Annotated in this window: 19 protein-coding genes; 12 read left to right on the plus strand and 7 right to left on the minus strand. The window is 49.5% G+C overall.

Features of this window, described 5'->3' with window-relative positions; translation table 11 throughout:
- Nucleotides 1–52: 52 nt before the first annotated feature.
- From CWB99_RS18210 to CWB99_RS18225, 4 genes are all read left to right on the plus strand, one after another.
- Nucleotides 53–670, plus strand: coding sequence for a YigZ family protein (locus tag CWB99_RS18210; protein ID WP_138550127.1), 618 nt, complete (start codon nucleotides 53–55; stop codon nucleotides 668–670).
- A 76-nt stretch (nucleotides 671–746) separates the two neighbouring features.
- Entirely contained in the window at nucleotides 747–2,198 is a 1,452-nt protein-coding gene (locus CWB99_RS18215) for a TrkH family potassium uptake protein (protein ID WP_046004757.1), read from the plus strand.
- Between the two features lie 543 nt (nucleotides 2,199–2,741).
- The gene (locus tag CWB99_RS18220) at nucleotides 2,742–3,215 is read left to right on the plus strand and encodes a hypothetical protein (RefSeq protein WP_138550126.1); all 474 of its coding nucleotides are present in this window, start codon (nucleotides 2,742–2,744) and stop codon (nucleotides 3,213–3,215) included.
- A 91-nt stretch (nucleotides 3,216–3,306) separates the two neighbouring features.
- Nucleotides 3,307–3,993, plus strand: coding sequence for a flagellar brake domain-containing protein (locus tag CWB99_RS18225; RefSeq protein ID WP_138550125.1), 687 nt, complete (start codon nucleotides 3,307–3,309; stop codon nucleotides 3,991–3,993).
- A gap of 40 nt (nucleotides 3,994–4,033) precedes the next feature.
- Here the strand turns inward: CWB99_RS18225 and trkA are convergent, their stop codons facing one another.
- The 4 genes from trkA to def are packed head-to-tail and all read right to left on the minus strand — an operon-like array spanning nucleotide 4,034 to nucleotide 8,209.
- A complete protein-coding gene (trkA, locus tag CWB99_RS18230; protein ID WP_054016216.1) occupies nucleotides 4,034–5,410 on the minus strand; it encodes a Trk system potassium transporter TrkA in 1,377 nt (458 codons plus the stop codon).
- Nucleotides 5,411–5,427: 17 nt separating this feature from the next.
- Nucleotides 5,428–6,711 carry a 16S rRNA (cytosine(967)-C(5))-methyltransferase RsmB gene (gene rsmB, locus CWB99_RS18235; RefSeq protein WP_138550124.1) on the minus strand — a complete coding sequence of 428 codons (1,284 nt, stop codon included), beginning with the start codon at nucleotides 6,709–6,711 and terminating at the stop codon, nucleotides 5,428–5,430.
- The gene (fmt, locus tag CWB99_RS18240) at nucleotides 6,711–7,655 is read right to left on the minus strand and encodes a methionyl-tRNA formyltransferase (RefSeq protein WP_138550123.1); all 945 of its coding nucleotides are present in this window, start codon (nucleotides 7,653–7,655) and stop codon (nucleotides 6,711–6,713) included. Before fmt ends, rsmB begins: the two co-directional genes overlap by 1 nt.
- A gap of 44 nt (nucleotides 7,656–7,699) precedes the next feature.
- Entirely contained in the window at nucleotides 7,700–8,209 is a 510-nt protein-coding gene (gene def, locus CWB99_RS18245) for a peptide deformylase (RefSeq protein ID WP_138550122.1), read from the minus strand.
- A gap of 116 nt (nucleotides 8,210–8,325) precedes the next feature.
- Here def and CWB99_RS18250 point away from each other — a divergent pair, with 116 nt between their 5' ends.
- The 6 genes from CWB99_RS18250 (at nucleotide 8,326) to hemF (ending at nucleotide 13,289) form a co-directional block, all read left to right on the plus strand.
- Nucleotides 8,326–9,447, plus strand: coding sequence for a LysM peptidoglycan-binding domain-containing protein (locus CWB99_RS18250; RefSeq protein WP_138550121.1), 1,122 nt, complete (start codon nucleotides 8,326–8,328; stop codon nucleotides 9,445–9,447).
- Between the two features lie 69 nt (nucleotides 9,448–9,516).
- On the plus strand, nucleotides 9,517–10,596 hold the full coding sequence (dprA, locus tag CWB99_RS18255) for a DNA-processing protein DprA (RefSeq protein WP_138550120.1): 1,080 nt from the start codon (nucleotides 9,517–9,519) through the stop codon (nucleotides 10,594–10,596).
- A 2-nt stretch (nucleotides 10,597–10,598) separates the two neighbouring features.
- Nucleotides 10,599–11,072 (plus strand): DUF494 family protein, encoded by a 474-nt coding sequence (locus CWB99_RS18260; RefSeq protein WP_138550119.1) that lies wholly within the window; start codon nucleotides 10,599–10,601, stop codon nucleotides 11,070–11,072.
- 140 nt (nucleotides 11,073–11,212) lie between these two features.
- Complete coding sequence (locus CWB99_RS18265) at nucleotides 11,213–11,782, plus strand: DNA topoisomerase family protein (RefSeq protein WP_010384822.1); 570 nt, start codon at nucleotides 11,213–11,215, stop codon at nucleotides 11,780–11,782.
- Nucleotides 11,779–12,354 carry a Sua5/YciO/YrdC/YwlC family protein gene (locus tag CWB99_RS18270; protein ID WP_138550118.1) on the plus strand — a complete coding sequence of 192 codons (576 nt, stop codon included), beginning with the start codon at nucleotides 11,779–11,781 and terminating at the stop codon, nucleotides 12,352–12,354. The genes CWB99_RS18265 and CWB99_RS18270 overlap by 4 nt, the downstream gene beginning before the upstream one ends.
- Entirely contained in the window at nucleotides 12,354–13,289 is a 936-nt protein-coding gene (gene hemF / locus CWB99_RS18275) for an oxygen-dependent coproporphyrinogen oxidase (RefSeq protein WP_138550117.1), read from the plus strand. Before CWB99_RS18270 ends, hemF begins: the two co-directional genes overlap by 1 nt.
- 266 nt (nucleotides 13,290–13,555) lie before the next feature.
- On the opposite strand, the gene CWB99_RS18285 is transcribed toward hemF, so the two are convergent.
- Both CWB99_RS18285 and CWB99_RS18290 read right to left on the minus strand, forming a co-directional pair.
- Nucleotides 13,556–15,163: a methyl-accepting chemotaxis protein gene (locus tag CWB99_RS18285; protein WP_138550116.1), complete on the minus strand. Its 1,608-nt coding sequence runs from the start codon at nucleotides 15,161–15,163 to the stop codon at nucleotides 13,556–13,558.
- Nucleotides 15,164–15,266: 103 nt separating this feature from the next.
- Nucleotides 15,267–15,728 carry a group II truncated hemoglobin gene (locus CWB99_RS18290; RefSeq protein WP_125718693.1) on the minus strand — a complete coding sequence of 154 codons (462 nt, stop codon included), beginning with the start codon at nucleotides 15,726–15,728 and terminating at the stop codon, nucleotides 15,267–15,269.
- A gap of 29 nt (nucleotides 15,729–15,757) precedes the next feature.
- Here CWB99_RS18290 and aroE point away from each other — a divergent pair, with 29 nt between their 5' ends.
- The gene (gene aroE / locus CWB99_RS18295) at nucleotides 15,758–16,579 is read left to right on the plus strand and encodes a shikimate dehydrogenase (protein WP_138550115.1); all 822 of its coding nucleotides are present in this window, start codon (nucleotides 15,758–15,760) and stop codon (nucleotides 16,577–16,579) included.
- The gene (locus CWB99_RS18300) at nucleotides 16,576–16,815 is read left to right on the plus strand and encodes a DUF1488 domain-containing protein (protein WP_130245879.1); all 240 of its coding nucleotides are present in this window, start codon (nucleotides 16,576–16,578) and stop codon (nucleotides 16,813–16,815) included. The genes aroE and CWB99_RS18300 overlap by 4 nt, the downstream gene beginning before the upstream one ends.
- Here the strand turns inward: CWB99_RS18300 and CWB99_RS18305 are convergent.
- Nucleotides 16,801–17,349: a gamma carbonic anhydrase family protein gene (locus CWB99_RS18305; protein WP_138550114.1), complete on the minus strand. Its 549-nt coding sequence runs from the start codon at nucleotides 17,347–17,349 to the stop codon at nucleotides 16,801–16,803. The genes CWB99_RS18300 and CWB99_RS18305 overlap by 15 nt on opposite strands.
- Between the last annotated feature and the right edge of the window lie 511 nt (nucleotides 17,350–17,860).

The raw sequence follows: 17,860 nt of genomic DNA on the forward strand, positions 1-17,860 counted from the left end.
GAACTATGTTAAACTGGGAGCCAAGTGCTCCCTGTGTTTTTGTTGAATACTCATGTCTGAATACGCCATTCCCAGCAGTTCTATTTCCCATCACGAAGAAATCAAAAAAAGCACCTTTATTGTGCATATTGCCCATACCCCGACAATCGCTGATGCCAAGGCATTTATTCGTTCTATTAACGAGCAGTATCCGGATGCGCGACATAACTGCTGGGCTCATATAGCGGGAGCGCCGGGCGGCAGCCATGTATTGGGCTTTTCAGACGATGGGGAACCCAATGGGACGGCAGGAAAGCCGATGCTGAACGTACTACTTGGCTCCGGGTTAGGTGAGATCACCGCGGTCACAACCCGTTATTTTGGCGGGATTAAGCTGGGAACAGGCGGCTTGGTGAGAGCCTATGGCGGGACGCTCAACAATGCCCTGAATACGCTACCTACTCAAATAAAGATCCCCGCAAGCAAGTTGGTAGGTGAATCTGACTATGCGCTACAGGGGAACATAGAGCAGCACTTCAGTAGCCAGTACACCGTGCTGAGTATAGATAAACAGTATGGCGCAACGATTCAGTGGGAAATTGAACTCGACAGCAGAGAGGCCAAAGCCGCCATCGCGTCAGTATATGATCTTACTCATGGAGCAGTCTCTCTGACCCTCAAAGAGCCCTGAGCGGGGTTTCGCGGTTTACTAACCGAGTGATGTATTAGACAATCAGGTGTAATTACAATAACTCGCGAATCGCGCTATGCAATTTCGTACCATTATAAAGATACTCGGACAGCTTGTTGCGCTCTTTAGTCTGACTATGGTGCCACCGGCGCTGGTGTCTTTGATCTATAAGGACGGCGGCGGTGTGCCGTTTGTTCTGGCATTTATCTTTAGTGTCCTGATTGGCCTGATGGCCTACTACCCAAACCGCAAAGAGCAGGGCGATCTGAAAGCCAGAGAGGGCTTTTTGATCGTGGTTTTGTTCTGGCTGGTACTGGGCGCCTTCGCGGCCGTGCCGCTGATCTTCTTAAGCGAACCTAATTTGTCGTTTGCCGATGCCGTCTTTGAGGCGTTTTCCGGTCTGACAACCACAGGCGCGACGGTCCTGACAGGTATCGAGTATTTACCTAAGTCGGTGCTTTTCTATCGCCAGCAACTGCAGTGGCTCGGCGGTATGGGGATCATTGTACTGGCCGTTGCCGTACTGCCTATGCTCGGCGTAGGTGGCATGCAGCTGTACCGGGCAGAAACGCCAGGGCCGGTCAAGGATTCCAAGATGACGCCGCGCATTGCCGATACCGCCAAGCATTTATGGTATATCTATGTGACGCTGACTCTGGCCTGTACGCTGGCGTATGCCTGGGCAGGCATGAGCTGGTTTGATGCCATTTGTCATGCCTTTGCGACCATCGCCATTGGGGGGTTCTCAACCTATGACGCCTCGATAGGCTACTTCGACAGCCCAATGATCAATGCCATTTGTGTGTTCTTCCTGCTTATTGCTGCGGCTAACTTCTCTTTGCATTATGCGGCCGTGGCGGGTCGGAATATCAAAGTCTATTTCAGAGATCCTGAACTCAAAGTCTTTTTGTTTATTCAGCTGGCGCTGGTGGTGCTGTGTTTTGCGGTGCTGTCGTCCAAGCAGGTATACAGCAATGGGGATGAAACCCTGGATCATGCTTTGTTTCAGGCGGTCTCTATCAGCACCACCGCCGGCTTTGCCACCGACAGCTTTGCAGCCTGGCCTTTGTTCCTGCCAATTCTGCTGATTTTTTCCAGCTTTATTGGAGGCTGTGCGGGCTCCACGGGCGGCGGTATGAAAGTAGTGCGGGTATTTTTACTCTATCTGCAGGGGATCCGGGAGCTTAATCGCCTGGTTCATCCGCGTGCTATCTATTCTATTAAGTTAGGTCGTAAAGCGTTGCCCGACAAGGTTGTCGAAGCGGTATGGGGCTTTTTCTCAGCCTATGCATTGGTATTTGTGATCATCATGATTGCACTGCTGGGTACCGGACTGGATAACATCACAGCTTTCTCTGCCACTGCGGCCTGTCTGAATAATTTGGGTCCGGGCCTGGGCGATGTAGCCGCACATTATGGGGACATTCCTGATTCTGCTAAATGGATCCTGACCATCGCTATGGTCTTCGGCCGCCTCGAGATCTTCACCTTACTGGTTCTGTTCACCCCCACGTTCTGGCGTGGGTGAGGTCAGACCGATATGCCAGTGGCATATCGCAGCTGGCCGAACGCGAGACCGGGGGCGCCGAGCCTTGGACGGTCGAGCCGGAATACACCGCCACGGATGGCTTTCTGCACCAATCTAAATTAGCTGGCCGAACGCGAGGCCGGGGGCGCTGAGCCTTGGATGGTCGAGCTACAATACAGCCATGGGTGGCATTGGATACCTATCGCTTGCTCACCCGAACATTGATGACCTCCTAAACTGATAGAACCTGATAAAGGTATATTTGTAAATTAAACGCACTTTTTTCATCTGTATGCATAATCTTTAAAATAATAAGAGTGACTACAAATCAGAGGGTTAGAAGATGCTGTGTAAATTTCTACCTTTCTTTGGTTAACTCCGGTTAAAAAAATATATCAAAAAACGCAAAAAATGCATTTTTTCATTAGCGCTGATGTCATATTTGTATCGTCAGGGTTAAATCCCTATTTTTATAGTCTACCCACACAGGAAGGTGGGTGTTGCCAGATAACAAAACTATGAGGAATGGCCGAGATGTTTGCCATGTCACATCAAAATAAATACAAAGCAATACAAGCAGGGATAGTCAGCCAGGTAAATCTGACCGACGGCGCCAGCGACTTAACCAACTGTGTGGCTCAGCTAAATCAGTATATGAGTGGGGCTGGGTGTTTGCAGTATGATCATTGTCTTCCGTCGGCCCACGGCAGTGTACCACTTTTGCGCTATGATGGTGTCGAAGTCAGCGAGTGTGTGATTGGTATTATCTCCGAGAATGCCTTGTGGCAAACGCGTACTTTGCCACCTTTGGTTATGAAAGACCAAACTGGTCGTCTGACACCCAGTGCACATGAGCAGACGCTCGGGATTACCTTTATCACGAAGCGCAATGGCGAACCTATGCTGTTTTTCACTGAGCACTATGAGCAGCACCTGGCGTTAAGCACGCTGGAAGCGCAAAGCCGTATGATGTCGCTCAGAGATGCTGCTGTATTATTGAAAGGATACTTGCAATAAGACTAAAGCAGCCCCTTTATAGGGTACTTGCCGTTATCTAAAAGGGATTTTACTGCTACACTATGGGCAGTGTCGTTAGTAGGGTTACAAGATGTTAAGGCGTAAAACGCAGCGGAGCAGGAAGCATTTATCGCAGATCCCGGCAGGCAGTTTGATTGATATTGAAATTGTGATGCCAGCGAGTCGCAAACGCGTCCGTACAGAGTTTATCGGGGTGCTTGAAGACCAGTATATTATTTTAAACTATCCCAACCCTAAGCGACTCGGCGCGGCGGCAGATTATGTGAAGACAGGAACGGAAATCATTGTCCGGGCCCTGCCAGAAGACAGCGATGGTCAGATCATTGCTTTCAAAGAGAACATTAAAGCCATTAGTAATCACCCCGCGCGGCTTATTTTTCTTTATTACCCTCATGAAGTACAAACTTATCAGCTGCGCGCCCAAACCCGTGTACCTGCCCTTATACCCGCCATATTACAGTTGTCAGACTACAATGAAGTGGGTGTGATAAAAGACATTTCTCTGTCAGGCATGATGTTTGATATTCAAAAAGAGCATTTGCCCGACGATCTGGAGTCAGAAAACTGTGAAGTGCTGATTGAGGGCAAAGACGACAATGCCTCCGCGATAAAAGGCAAAGTGTGTCGTATTATAGAAAGTGCAGAGGGTAATGTGTCTTTAGGTATCCAGGTTGTGGGTCCGGATACGACCATTAAAGCAGTGCTAAAAGACTATTTGATCGATTTGTCGATTTTGTCTGATGAAGGTGAGAGCTAGCTGATCGGCATAAAGCCAGACCAGCTAGATAGCTAACCGCTTACACAAACAGTGCGCTGACCTGGAAGAGCTTTTCAACCACGCCAATCTGCTTTTTGTCGATCAGGAACATGATGACATGATCGCCCGACAGGATAATGGTGTCATCGTGGGCGATCAGTACTTCGTCGTCACGGACGATAGCGCCAATGGTAGTGCCCGCTGGTAGCTTGATGTCCCGAATCGCACGGCCCACCACTTTTGAGGTGTTTTCGTCACCATGAGCTACCGCTTCAATGGCCTCAGCAGCACCCTTACGTAGTGAGTAAACGTTTACTATATCACCACGTCTGACATGCGTGAGCAAAGCCGAAATAGTCGCTTGCTGAGGTGAGATAGCAATGTCGATTTCTCCTCCCTGCACCAGGTCAACATAAGCACCTCGCTGAATGAGAACCATGGTTTTCTGGGCACCCATACGTTTAGCGAGCATGGCAGCCATGATGTTCGCTTCATCGTCATTGGTGACGGCAATAAAGACATCGACCTGTTCGATGTGCTCTTCGGATAACAACTCCTGATCTGAAGCATCTCCACAGAACACCACCGTATTGTCGAGCATTTCAGACAGAGAAGAGGCCCTGTCAAGATTACGCTCAATCAGCTTAACGCTGTGATTTTTCTCCAACGATCTCGCCAATCCCGCGCCGATATTACCGCCACCGGCAATCATAATTTTTCGATACGAACGTTCGAGTTTCTGCAGTTCATTCATAACTGCACGAATGTGCTTGGTTGCCGCGATAAAGAATACTTCATCATCGGCCTCTATCACTGTGGTACCCAAAGGTTTGATGGCTTTACCCTGACGATAAATCGCTGCCACCCGAGTATCAACATTGGGAATATGCTCTTTCAGCGCAGACAGGGCATAGCCAACCAACAGGCCACCATAATAGGCTTTAACGGCAACCAGCGATAACATACCATCAGCAAACTGCAGCACCTGCAATGCACCTGGGTAATCGATCAGACGACGAATATAACGGGTAACCAATTGCTCCGGTGCTATATAGTGGTCAACCGGCAGGTCGTCGTTATGAAAGAGCTTTTCCCGATACTTCAGGTATTGCTCAGAGCGGATCCGGGCAATTTTGGTGGGCGTATTAAAAATACTGTAGGCCACCTGACAGGCGATCATATTGACCTCGTCCGAGCTGGTCACCGCAATGACCATATCGGCATCTTCGGCACCGGCTTGCCTGAGGACATCTGGATGTGCACTGTGTCCCGTTACGCCTTGCAGATCATATTTGTCCTGCAATTCCCTCAGTCTCTCTCCGTCAATGTCTACGACGGTAATTTCGTTCTGTTCGCCGACCAAGTTTTCGGCCAGTGTACCGCCGACTTGTCCGGCGCCTAAGATGATGATTTTCATAAGCTAGTCTAGCGCTATTATTGTTTTTTCAGCCGTGCGTAATAAAAGCCATCGGTCTGGCCTGGTAACAGTTGCAGCCCTGGTTTTTCCGGCGTGTCTTGGTCATGCAGAGGCATAAGCTGAGCACCTTGGGTACGTGTTAAAAACGCCGTAACTTGCTCAGCATTTTCCTGGGGCAGTACGGAGCAGGTTGCATACACTAACGTACCACCAGGCTTCAGCAGAGGCCATATGGCATCTAAAATGCTGGCCTGTAGCGCTGCGAGTTCATCGATATCGGTTGCACGACGTAACCATTTGATGTCCGGGTGGCGGCGGATCACACCGGTTGCCGAGCAAGGTACGTCTAGCAAAATACGGTCAAATTGCTCGCCCTGCCACCAGGTATCCGGATTTGCGGCATCGGCTTCCAGGCATTGGGCGCTGAGATGCAGACGGTTAAGGTTCTCGTCGACACGTTTCAGGCGCTCACCATCGGCATCTAAAGCAATCACATTGGCATCGGCCAATTCCAGAATATGGCAGGTTTTGCCACCAGGTGCGGCACACGCATCCAGAATGTGCTCGCCATCTTGTGGGTCTAGTAAACGGGCTGCCATTTGCGCTGCGGCATCTTGTACTGAGCTGGCACCCTGAGCAAAGTCTGGTAGCTGCTGCACATCCACAGGTTTGGTCAGCAAAATGCCATCCACAAAGTCTGAGTCCAGGGTATGGGCTATGCCTTCAGCATTGAGTCGTTCGGCATAGTCTGTGGTGCTCGACTGACGCTGGTTGACACGTAACCACATGGGAGCCTGTTGCTGGTTAGCGGTTAAAATCTCTTCCCAATGCTCCGGGTAAGCTGCCTGTAGCTTTTTGATAAACCAGCCCGGGTGGTTGTATTTGCATACCGGGATGGCGTCGGCGCTGGCTTCTAACGTGTCCTGAGCGCGCTGAAAGTTACGCAATACCGCGTTGATCAGTCCCTTCAGGCCCGGCGCTTGCAGCTTATTGGCCGCATTGACCGTTTCGGCGACGGCTGCGTGAGCGGGCACTCGCATATGTTGTAGCTGATAAATACCGACATACAATAAAAACTGAAAAACCCGATTCTTGCCTTTAAGCGGTTGCTCTAGAAGTTGCTGGCAATAGTGCTCCAGGCTGGGCAAATAACGCAAAACACCATAACAGATCTGTTGTAACAGGGCGCGATCCTTTACCGGCAACTGACGGCTGGCATAGGGCAGTTGGGCCGTCAGAGACTGGCCTTTATCAACAACCTGAAACAGGGTTTGCGCGGCGAGCGCGCGTACGTTGGCCATCAGGCACCCACCTGGCTACCAGGGGTTACCCAGTCGCTTCGGCCATTTAAAAAGTCTTGTGCCGACATGGGCTTTTTACCTTGAGGCTGAAGTTGTGTGATAGTCAGTGCTTGCTCACCACAGGCAATGGTGATGCCGGTTTTGTCGGCACTAAGCACCTGTCCGGGTGTGCCTTGCTGTGCAACTACGCTTGCTTGCCAGATTTTCACGGTTTGGCCTTGCATCTGCGTGTAGCAAACTGGCCAGGGATTGAAGGCGCGGATGTTACGTTCAATTTGTGTCGCGTCCATTGCCCAGTCTATATTGGCTTCTTCTTTGGACAGCTTTTTGGCGTAATTGGCCTGAGCGTCATCCTGTGGCTCGGCACTAAGCTTGTCTTCGGCCAGTTTGTTTAGTGTCTCTACTAATGCATCAGGTCCCAGTTCGGCCAGTTTGTTATACAAGCTGGCGCTGGTTTCGTTTGCATCAATCGAACAGGTGGCAATGTGCAGCATGTCGCCGGTATCCAGACCTTCATCCATTTGCATAATGGTGACACCGGTCTCTTTATCGCCAGCCCAGATAGCCCGCTGAATGGGCGCCGCGCCGCGCCAGCGTGGCAGAATTGAACCATGGACATTCAGACAGCCAAGCCGTGGTGTATCCAAAATGGCTTTGGGTAACAGCAGACCATAAGCCACGACCACCATGACATCGGCATTTAGCGCGGCAAGCTCTGCCTGTGCGTCGTCAGACTTGAGTGATTGTGGCTGGTAGACGGGCAGGTTGTGCTCCAGTGCCAGGGTTTTTACTTCGCTGGCTTTGAGTTTTTTACCGCGACCGGCAGGGCGGTCTGGTTGGCTGTATACAGCAACAACGTCGTGGTGTGATGCGATTAGCGCTGCCAAATGCTTGGCAGCAAAATCCGGGGTGCCCGCAAAGACAATACGCAGAGATTTGCTCACTTGAGGTTCCAGTTAGGTAGTAATTGTAGTTGGAAACGGCACGCTTACGCGCGCGCCGCCAGTTTGGCTTCTTTTTCGATTTTTTTACGGATCCGCTGGCGTTTCAGCGGCGACAAGTAATCGATGAACAACTTGCCTTGCAGGTGATCCAACTCGTGCTGAACACAAACGGCCAACAAGCCATCAGCATCAAACTCATAGCTTTCGCCATGTTCATTGAGGGCTTTTACTTTCACGGTTTCAGCGCGATCGACTTTGGCATAGGAATAAGGCACAGATAAGCAGCCTTCTTCACTGATAGTCGAGCCATCTTTGGCAATGATTTCTGGGTTGATCAGCACGCGTGGTTCATCGCGTTCCTCTGAAACGTCGATCACCACGATACGCTGGTGGATGTCTACCTGCGTAGCTGCAAGGCCAATACCATTTTCTTCATACATAGTTTCCAGCATATCCGCGACAATCTGGCGGATCTCGTCATTCACTTCGGCAACCGGTTTCGCAACCGTGCGCAAACGCTCATCAGGAAAACTCAGTACTGCTAACTTAGCCATAGATACCTTTTACACTTGAATTAAATGGGGTAATGTATGCTCTTATTTTAGCCATTCACGTTCCCCTTTAACAGGTTTTGGTGGATAATATCGAAAAATAACTCAAGGAAGCCTGCATGAAATCTCATATTGCCGCCCTTTTGCTGGCAACGAGTGCTGTTTTTCCTGCCTTAGCACAAACGCTGGCGGTTAAAACCAGTGCGCCCGAGCGTTATGTTGTTAAAAAAGGGGATACCCTTTGGGATATCTCTAGTCTGTATCTGAACAGTCCCTGGAAGTGGCCTGCACTATGGCAGTGGAATCCACAGATCAAAAATCCGCATCTGATTTATCCCGGGGATGTGTTATCGCTGCAGTACGACAGCGAGGGCAATCCGCGCTTGAGTCTGGCTAAGGGCGTACGTCGACTATCCCCTCAGGCTCGTGTCGTAAGCGATAAAAACCAAGCCATACCTACGTTACCATTGGCGGTAATGGAACCTTTTATGCGTTTTGAGCAAGCGCTGGGGGCTGGTGACTTTGCTGAGCTGCCAATGGTTCTGGGGTCAAACTTTAACTACAAAATGAATATTGAAGGTCATCTTTTGTATGTTAAAGGGGATCTGCCGCGTGGTGGCAATTATGGTATATACCGTAAGGGAGATGCCTATCGGGATCCTGATAACGGTGCGATATTGGCGTATGAGTCAATCCTGGTAGGAACGGCTCGGGTGATCAGAACTGGCAACATTGAAGCCGGTGAGCCGAGTACCGTTAAGATTGAGTCGGTTCGTCGGGAAGTGAAGCCCAGTGATGTACTGATGCCCATATCCAGCGGACAAACTTACTCTGCGAATTTCAAAATGACTCAACCGATGCAGGCTATCTCTGGCAATATCATCGCCAGCAGTAATAAGTTGCGCGAGTTCAGTACCATGGCTGTTGTGGTTATCGACTTAGGTCGTAAAGACGACCTGCAAGAGGGGAACGTACTTGCAATCCATCGTCAGTCACCTACAGTGATTGAAAAGGAGACTGGCCCCAGTTATATCGAAGATGCCAGCAGCCTGGATAAAGTCATCACCGAAGTCAGTGAATGGTTTGGTGAAGGCAATGATGAAGACAGCGTCGTCTGGCACATGCCTAAGGAAAAGGTTGGCGAGCTGATGCTGTTCAAAGTGTATGACAATATCAGTTATGCCATGGTCACTAAGACACGCCAGCCCGTGCGAGTGGGAGATTCTGTTAGCAGTCGCTAAAGCCCTCCTCTTGTCCGGGGAAAGCTTAATAAATTAAGCTCGGCACGACGACAAGCTCAAGGAGGGAGCATGACAACATTGGATTTACGTCACAGCCTGGCATTGAGGATATGTCCCGGGCTGGGCAGCACGACGCTTGAGCGGGCTATGCAACATATCGCGCCCGCCGAACTCTTTACTGTTTCGCCACTCAGATTGCGCGAAGTTGGGTTGCCTCAGGAAGCAATCCGGTACCTACAATCACCGGACTGGCATTTTATCGATACCCTTATTCAGCAGTGTATTGCGCAGCATATTCAATTGGTTGGTTACTTTGATGCCGCCTACCCCCCATTATTAAAACAGATCAGCAGTGCGCCTATGATGCTCTTTTGCAAAGGGCGATTGTCTTTATTATCTCAACCACAAATTGCCATTGTAGGGAGTCGGAATGCCACTGCGACAGGACTGGATATTGCAAAAGAATTTGGTCGCGCGCTTAGTGATGTGGGTATGGCTGTGACTTCCGGACTTGCCAGGGGCGTCGATGGCGCGGCGCACCAGGGCGCGTTGAGTCAGGGAGGGGCGACCCTGGCTGTGCTTGGTACCGGAGTCGATGTGGTGTATCCACGCAGACACAGCCGGCTATATCAGCAGGTAGCGGAACAGGGGTTGTTGATCAGCGAATTTCTCCCCGGCAGTCAGCCCAAGGCGGAGCACTTTCCTCGTCGTAACCGGATTATTTCCGGGTTGTCACTTGGGGTATTGGTTGTTGAAGCCGAAATAAAGAGTGGCTCTTTAATCACCGCGCGGTATGCGCTGGAGCAAAACAAAGAAGTGTTTGCGGTGCCTGGATCGATCCGCAATCCCTTATCTCAGGGGTGCCATCATTTATTGAAAGACGGTGCAAAATTAACCGAGCGGGTCGAGGATATTCTCGAAGAGGTAAGATTTTTCTCCGAAAACGGTCTATATATAGTAGAAAGTGACAAAAAACAGGAGCACTGCCCCGTATTGCAACATCTCGGCTTTGAGGTAACCAGTGTAGATACCTTATCGCAGAGGACCCAGTGGCCAGTAGAGAAGGTGCTTGCCAGACTGCTGGACCTTGAGCTTGAAGACAAAGTAGAACGCGTTTTAGACGGCTACATCAAATTAGCGAGGGGTTAATTATGTTTGATATCCTAATGTATTTATTCGAGAACTATATTCACAGCGAAGCGGATATCTTCGTCGAGCAAAATGAACTGACAGATGAACTGGTCGGGGCCGGTTTCAATCAAGACGAGATTTATAAAGCACTGGACTGGCTGGAACAACTAGCTGATTTACAGCAGTCAGATGAAATTCCCTATTTAAATGCTCGTCCGGATAGTGCGATCCGGATCTACACTGAGCAAGAATGTGCCATGCTGGACATTGAGTGCCGGGGCTTTTTAATGTTTGTTGAGCAAATTGGGGTGATAGACAGCACCACCCGTGAAATGGTCATCGACCGTTTATGTGCGCTGGATAAGCCAACTATCTGCTTGGACGATTTAAAATGGGTGATCCTGATGGTACTGTTTAATGTGCCTGGCAAAGAGCATGCCTATGCCCAGATGGAAGACCTGATCTTCGAAGAACCTACAGGTCCGCTGCATTAATTCTCTTACTTTCACTAAAGGGCACAACGTCGTTGGGTCAGGCGCACTGCCTGACTGACGCTTCTTTGTTCCTTATATCACTTTCCCTTGATACTATTATGGGCGCAAAACCATAAGGGTGAAGTGGACGGGGATTTGTTATGAGTAAAATAGATCATTCATTGTTTAATGCAGACCAGCATGCCCTGGAGCGGGAGTACGAAGTATGCCCCAAGTGTGGCTCTGAATTGGTGATCAAACACAGTAAGTCTGGCCCTTTCCTGGGTTGTGCCAGTTATCCCGCTTGTGACTACATTCGCGCCATCGCCCATCATGATAACCATGATATCAAGGTACTGGAAGATAGTGCCTGCCCTTTATGTAGCGAGCCGCTGGTAGTACGCAATGGTCGCTATGGCATGTTTATTGGGTGCACAGGTTACCCTCAGTGCCACTATATTGCCCACGATGAAGAGCCCGAAGAAGCACCGGGCCCGCCCTGTCCCAAATGCCATAAAGGCACCTTACATAAACGTAAGAACAAGTACGGCAAGTTTTTCTATGCCTGCGATACCTATCCACAATGCAAGTACAGCGTTAACCACCCACCAATAGCACATGCTTGTGAGGCCTGCGGCTGGCCCGTCATGGTGCAAAAACACCGGGGTGGAAAAGCTGTGCTACAATGCCCGCAGAAAGTTTGTCAGCATACAATTGAGGAGCCTCAGTGAGCGAACAAGATACGCAACGTCAGTTACCCCAAAATGCCGTCGAAGCATTACAACAGGGGGGGCTGATCTGTTACCCGACCGAAGCCATTTTTGGTCTGGGCTGTGATCCCGATAACGAACAAGCCGTCCATGCGCTGTTGGCACTGAAAGACCGCCCGGTAGAAAAAGGGCTGATCCTCATTGCCGATAATTTTGCTCAGTGCCTGCCGTACGTCGATGACAGTAAAATTCCGCAAGACAAACGCGCAGAAATATTTTCATCCTGGCCCGGCCCGGTGACCTGGCTGTTGCCAGTAAAAGCAAGCGCACCAGAGTGGGTCACGGGCGGCAACCCGAGTATTGCAATTCGCGTGACCGATCATCCTGTTGTGAAAGAATTGTGTCAGGCATTTGGCAAACCGATTGTGTCTACCAGTGCCAACTTCAGTGGCGAAGAGCCGGCTAAGACCTTAGCAGAAGCTCAGGCTGCATTTGGTGATCGGGTGGCATTTTATCAGGCGGGTGAGCTGGGTAAACAAACTAGCCCAAGTCAGATCCGTGATGCCTTAAGTGGCAAAATCATAAGGAGTTAATGACTTTGAGTCAGGTAAACCTAGAATCTGTTAAAGCGTTCTTACTGGCCCTGCAGGACGAGATCTGTCAGGGTCTGGAGCAAGCGGACGGCAGTGGCAAGTTTATTGAAGACGCGTGGCAGCGTGAAGAAGGCGGCGGCGGTCGTACCCGTGTTATGCGCGACGGCGCGGTAATCGAGCAGGGGGGCGTGAACTTCTCTCACGTCTATGGCGCGTCTATGCCAGCCTCTGCCACAGCCCATCGACCTGAACTGGCAGGGCGTAGCTTCCATGCCTGTGGTGTATCTTTGGTGATCCACCCTAAAAACCCGCATATTCCCACCAGTCACGCGAACGTGCGTTTCTTCATCGCAGAAAAAGAAGGCGAAGAACCTATCTGGTGGTTCGGTGGCGGATTCGATTTGACCCCATTCTATCCGGTGCTTGAGGATGTAAAGCACTGGCATGGTGTAGCCAAAGCGGTGTGTGAGCCGTTTGGTGAGCAGGTCTATGGTGATTATAAAAAATGGTGTGACGATTACTTTTATCTTAAGCATCGCAAAGAAACCCGAGGTGTGGGAGGTTTGTTCTTTGACGATCTCAACCAGTGGGGTTTTGACACCAGCTTTGCCTTTATGCAAGCAGTAGGCAAAGGCTTCCTGGATGCCTATGTGCCAATCATGGAAAAGCGTAAAGACACGCCGTTCAGTGAAGCGCAGCGTCAGTTCCAGTTATATCGTCGTGGCCGTTATGTCGAGTTTAACCTGGTCTGGGATCGTGGCACTTTGTTTGGGTTGCAAACGGGTGGGCGGACAGAATCCATTCTGATGTCGATGCCACCGCTGGCACGCTGGGAATATGATTTTACGCCAGCCGATGACGCGCCAGAGGCTTTGTTGTACAAGCACTTTTTGCGTCCACGAGACTGGTTGGCTATGACGTCGCTAGATGACTAGTTCGACTACATAATAATACCAATTTCACTTAATACCTGTTCAATTTGACGGAGCAAATATGGCGCTAACGGCGTTAAAAATTTCTTATTTAGAACAACTAAATAGCAAAATTTTTGCCTCGCCTACATGGATGTAGGTGCCTCAGTGATAGCAGGACGCGAGAGCGGTGTTATCGACCCTATTTTCTCGCCTCAAAATAGAACACTTAATTAAGCAAATTGGTATAAAAAAGGCGCCGGTGGCGCCTTTTTTATATCAGGATAGTATTATTCCAGACGGAAACTGCGTACCTGCTCATCCAAAGAGCGGGCAAGCTCGAGCAGGTTTTCACTGATCTGTTTGCTGCCATGGGCGTCAATTAATGACTGCTCAGCGTTGTCACGGATGGCCACCACACTTTGATTGATCTCCTCTGCAGCCAGATTCTGCTGCTCCGTCGCATCGGCAATTTGTACATTCAGCGCGTTGATCTCATGCATCTGATTCGAAATGTCCTTAAGTGCCTGTGCCACCTGTTTCACCTGCATGGCGCGGTCATCCGCCTCCTCACAAGACGCACTCATGGCACTGACTGTCTGGGCTGCTTCATTTTGCAGCTTATCTATGGTGCGTTTGATTTCGTCGGTTGAGTCATGCGTTCGGGTGGCCAGGGTACGCACTTCGTCGGCAACCACTGCAAACCCACGACCCGCTTCACCGGCTCGCGCCGCTTCGATGGCAGCATTCAGTGCCAACAAGTTCGTTTGTTCGGCAATACTACTGATCACTTCCAAGACTTTTCCTACTTCCAGTGTCTGGGTCTGAAGCTGGCTAACCTGATCGGCTGCCTGGCGCACATCGCGTGCCAGCTGATTGATGCTCTGCTCTGTGCGCTCAGCGACAGCCATGCTCTGTTCTGCCAGATGATTACTGCTGTCAGACTTTTCAGAGGCAAAATGAGTGGTGTTCTTTACCTCACTGGACGAGCTTTCCAACTCATTGATCGCAGCGGCAACCGAATCTGTGCCTTGTTTTTGCTCCTGAATTGCCTGTTCTGTGGTGTCGGCGGCGTTGTAGATTTGTTCCGCAGACTGGATCAAGACATGCGATGAGGCGGACACCTGGGCAATGTTTTCCTTGAACGAGGCCATCATTTTATTAAAGTTAATGGCCAGCCGGCCCAGTTCATCATCTATGGTATCGTCGATACGCAATGACAGGTCCTTGTTTTGAGTAGCCAGGCGCATCGTACGGCCCAGCGTTTTCAGGCGCACGATAAAGAGCTTGCGGAAGATAACACCCAGAATGACAAACGTCGTAGCAAAGATGCCCGTCAGTAAACCTGTGCTCAGCCAGGTGTTGCTGTGTACCGTGTCGTCAATATCTTTAAGAGAGTAACTGATCCGCACTGCACCGAGCACGTCGCCTTCTTGAGCCTGATGGCAACCGAGGCAGTTAGTCCCTTTATAGTCTTCTTTTGCGACCATCGGCTTGAGATAAGTCATGATACGTTTGCCATCGCGCTGTTCAATAACTAGGGTTTCCTGACCCCGTAATGCTGCCCGCTCGACCTCGCTGGTGGGTTGCTGATTGGGGTTACCCATGCCATACAGCTTATTGATTTTATCTCCCCGAATAATATGCGCGTCTTCAATATTGTCGTGATTGCGCATCTTATCGCTGAGGATCTCGCGGTTTGCCATGGTGCCGGTAAGCATCATGGTATTGATCGAATCGAAATAATTGTCTGCCAATAAGCGAATATTGGTCTCGACGGTTTCTTCGGCCAGTTGTTTTTGTTGGCTTGAGTTACTTAAAATACTGGCGATCAGCACCAGTACACCTGTAATGGCAAGCAACGCATAAATTTTATGTTGAATGGATTTCACACGCATCGCACCTAAAAAAAGCAGAGCCGTTATTATGCGTGTTTAGTAACCAGGGCAGTTTGACTTAGCGCAAAAAATTATTGCGCTAATTTAATATAAAATTAATACTTTAGTCGTGATTTATCATGTGTGTGGCTAATTGAGCCAGCGATTTTCGCAATCCTTCTCGTAACAAAGGGTTGTCGACTTCCTGATCAAGGGCTTTGTCCATGCAGTACATCCACTGATCGCGGAGGTCTTTATTTATTGTAAATGGCATATGACGCATTCTGAGTCTGGGGTGACCATATTGCTCTGCAAATAAGTCTGGTCCACCGAGCCAGCCGGACAGAAACTCGAAAAATACCTGGCGGATGCGATCCAGTGGTAACGGGTGCATGTCGTATAAAGGCTTAGCGTAGGGGTCACTTTCCATAATGTCATAGAAGCGGTTGGCCAGCGCTCGGGTGCCAGCTTCGCCACCGATGATCTCATAAGGTGTTTTCTCGGGCGTCGGAGCCTGATGTGTTGCATCTGAGGATGGATTGTCACTTGCATCTTGATTAAAGATGCGTTTAATTAACTGCTTCATATAACATCACTATATTGTTAGGCCGTTCAATGGATAAATACGCGGTTTTTGGAAACCCGATTAAGCATTCTAAATCTCCTGCCATTCATACGCAATTTGCCGGTCAGTTTAATTCGGTCATTGAGTACCGTGCCATACTGGCTGAATTATCTGAATTCGAATCGACTGTAATGGAATTCTTTGCCCAAGGTGGCCAGGGTGCCAATGTCACCTTACCCTTTAAAGAACGTGCGTATCAATTGGCTGGGCAGTTGACGGAGCGAGCCAGATTAGCCGGTGCGGTCAATACGTTGATGCCTCAGCCAGATGGAACATTACTGGGTGACAATACCGATGGAGCAGGCTTAGTTGCTGATTTATTGCGTCATACAGAAACCTTATCAGGCGCCAGAATTTTGCTGATTGGTGCGGGAGGCGCTGCGCGAGGCTGTATATTTCCGCTGTTGCAGGCCGGGGCCGCCACTGTGGTGATTGCCAATCGTACCGCAGAAAAAGCACAGCAACTTGCCCAATTATTTGGCGAATATGGTGAGGTTCAGGGCGTTGCACTAAATGACATTCCCGATAAGCACTATGATCTGGTGATTAACTCAACGTCATCGAGTGTCACAGGGCAGGTGCCTGATATCGCCCCTCAACATGTTAGTAACTGTTCGCTCGCTTACGATATGTTTTATAGCGATCAACAAACTGCCTTTTTAGCTTGGGTCGCTGAGTATAATGCGAAAGCGCTCTGTGTGGATGGTATGGGTATGCTGGTGGGACAAGCTGCTGAAGCGTTTGCCTTGTGGCGAGGTCAAATGCCTGAGGTTGCCCCGGTGCTCAATGCAATGAAAGAGGGCAGGCTATGAATCAACAGATACTGATCAATGATGATATTCACTTCGATGACACACGCAATTGCTTGGTATTCACTGCGATGGTTTCGGGGATGCTGGTTTCTTGTGTGATTGCGACAGCGCTACCAAGAGAGCTGGCGCTCACGCATTTTAAAGCACACCAGTTTGATTACGAAATGCAAGCCGAGCAGCTTATAGAAGATGAAGCATACTCGGCACAAGGAGAAATAGAGTTAGTCCAGCTCTGAGAGATAGTCATCCTTTAACTCGACATAGTTCTGCGCCGATGTCTTTAAAAACGCAATCTCCTGCTCGTTGAGCGGACGAGCCTGTTTAACCGGGCTGCCTACATACAGGTAGCCCGACTCAAGGCGTTTGTTAGGTGGTACCAAGGCACCCCCTCCTATGATCACATCGTCTTCAACTACGACATTGTCCATAACGATCGCGCCCATACCCACCAGGATGCGATTACCCAGCTGGCAGCCATGCAACATCACTTTGTGACCAACGGTCACATCATCTCCAATGATCAAAGGGTAACCATCCGGGTTTGAAGCGCTTGAGCGAGTAAGATGTAATACGCTGCCATCCTGAACGTTAGTGCGTTTACCAATCTTTATATAGTTCACGTCTCCTCGTGCTGCGACCAAAGGCCAGACACTGCTGTCTTCTCCTACTTCAATATCGCCAACCAGAACGGCGCTTTCATCTACATACACGCCGGCGGCTAATTTGGGGGTTTTGCCTTTATAACTTCTGCCTTTGTATTTATTTGTCATTTTAGTATCCCTTTTTTACCTGCTGTTACCGCTACTCTCGGTACTGAGTTCAGTGTAGAGCTTTGCTCTATAGATCTCCAGCCCGGTAAAAAGCGCAATATTGCATGTTTTACATGCATTTTTGCGCCTTCTGGTATGAATTTCATTCGAACACACTGTTTTTCTCACTTTTCTTCAAAAAGGGGGTTGCGCTGAGTTTCGATTTCCCTATAATGCGCATCCACCGACACGGGGCACAGCGCTGAAAAGCAACGAGCCAAGTGAAGGAAAAGCCAAACGGAAAGCTTAATTAAGAAAAATTAAATTTTCTAGTTGACTTTAAAAGTGAAGCGGTTAATATGGCGCTCCACTTCGCAGCAAGGCTGCGGTAACTAACCAAGGTTAGTTACACCGGGTAACCGGATTATGTTCTTTAAAAATATGAAGCAATCATCTGTGTGGGCACTCGTACAGATTGAGTTCTAACAGCGAAGCTACTTAGGTAGTGACGCAAAAAAATTTAGAGTCTCAA

Source organism: Pseudoalteromonas rubra, from assembly GCF_005887095.1.
Lineage (GTDB): Bacteria > Pseudomonadota > Gammaproteobacteria > Enterobacterales > Alteromonadaceae > Pseudoalteromonas > Pseudoalteromonas rubra_E.

What these genes read in the sequence shown, in the direction of transcription:
- CWB99_RS18260 (WP_138550119.1), top strand. Translation starts at nt 10,599, where the DNA reads ATGTTTGATATCCTAATGTATTTATTCGAGAACTATATTCACAGCGAA.
- CWB99_RS18220 (WP_138550126.1), top strand. Translation starts at nt 2,742, where the DNA reads ATGTCACATCAAAATAAATACAAAGCAATACAAGCAGGGATAGTCAGC.
- CWB99_RS18265 (WP_010384822.1), top strand. Translation starts at nt 11,213, where the DNA reads ATGAGTAAAATAGATCATTCATTGTTTAATGCAGACCAGCATGCCCTG.
- aroE (WP_138550115.1), top strand. Translation starts at nt 15,758, where the DNA reads ATGGATAAATACGCGGTTTTTGGAAACCCGATTAAGCATTCTAAATCT.
- CWB99_RS18250 (WP_138550121.1), top strand. Translation starts at nt 8,326, where the DNA reads ATGAAATCTCATATTGCCGCCCTTTTGCTGGCAACGAGTGCTGTTTTT.
- dprA (WP_138550120.1), top strand. Translation starts at nt 9,517, where the DNA reads ATGACAACATTGGATTTACGTCACAGCCTGGCATTGAGGATATGTCCC.
- rsmB (WP_138550124.1), bottom strand. Translation starts at nt 6,711, where the DNA reads ATGGCCAACGTACGCGCGCTCGCCGCGCAAACCCTGTTTCAGGTTGTT.
- CWB99_RS18225 (WP_138550125.1), top strand. Translation starts at nt 3,307, where the DNA reads ATGTTAAGGCGTAAAACGCAGCGGAGCAGGAAGCATTTATCGCAGATC.
- def (WP_138550122.1), bottom strand. Translation starts at nt 8,209, where the DNA reads ATGGCTAAGTTAGCAGTACTGAGTTTTCCTGATGAGCGTTTGCGCACG.
- CWB99_RS18300 (WP_130245879.1), top strand. Translation starts at nt 16,576, where the DNA reads ATGAATCAACAGATACTGATCAATGATGATATTCACTTCGATGACACA.
- CWB99_RS18290 (WP_125718693.1), bottom strand. Translation starts at nt 15,728, where the DNA reads ATGAAGCAGTTAATTAAACGCATCTTTAATCAAGATGCAAGTGACAAT.
- CWB99_RS18285 (WP_138550116.1), bottom strand. Translation starts at nt 15,163, where the DNA reads ATGCGTGTGAAATCCATTCAACATAAAATTTATGCGTTGCTTGCCATT.
- CWB99_RS18210 (WP_138550127.1), top strand. Translation starts at nt 53, where the DNA reads ATGTCTGAATACGCCATTCCCAGCAGTTCTATTTCCCATCACGAAGAA.
- CWB99_RS18215 (WP_046004757.1), top strand. Translation starts at nt 747, where the DNA reads ATGCAATTTCGTACCATTATAAAGATACTCGGACAGCTTGTTGCGCTC.
- hemF (WP_138550117.1), top strand. Translation starts at nt 12,354, where the DNA reads ATGACTTTGAGTCAGGTAAACCTAGAATCTGTTAAAGCGTTCTTACTG.
- trkA (WP_054016216.1), bottom strand. Translation starts at nt 5,410, where the DNA reads ATGAAAATCATCATCTTAGGCGCCGGACAAGTCGGCGGTACACTGGCC.
- CWB99_RS18305 (WP_138550114.1), bottom strand. Translation starts at nt 17,349, where the DNA reads ATGACAAATAAATACAAAGGCAGAAGTTATAAAGGCAAAACCCCCAAA.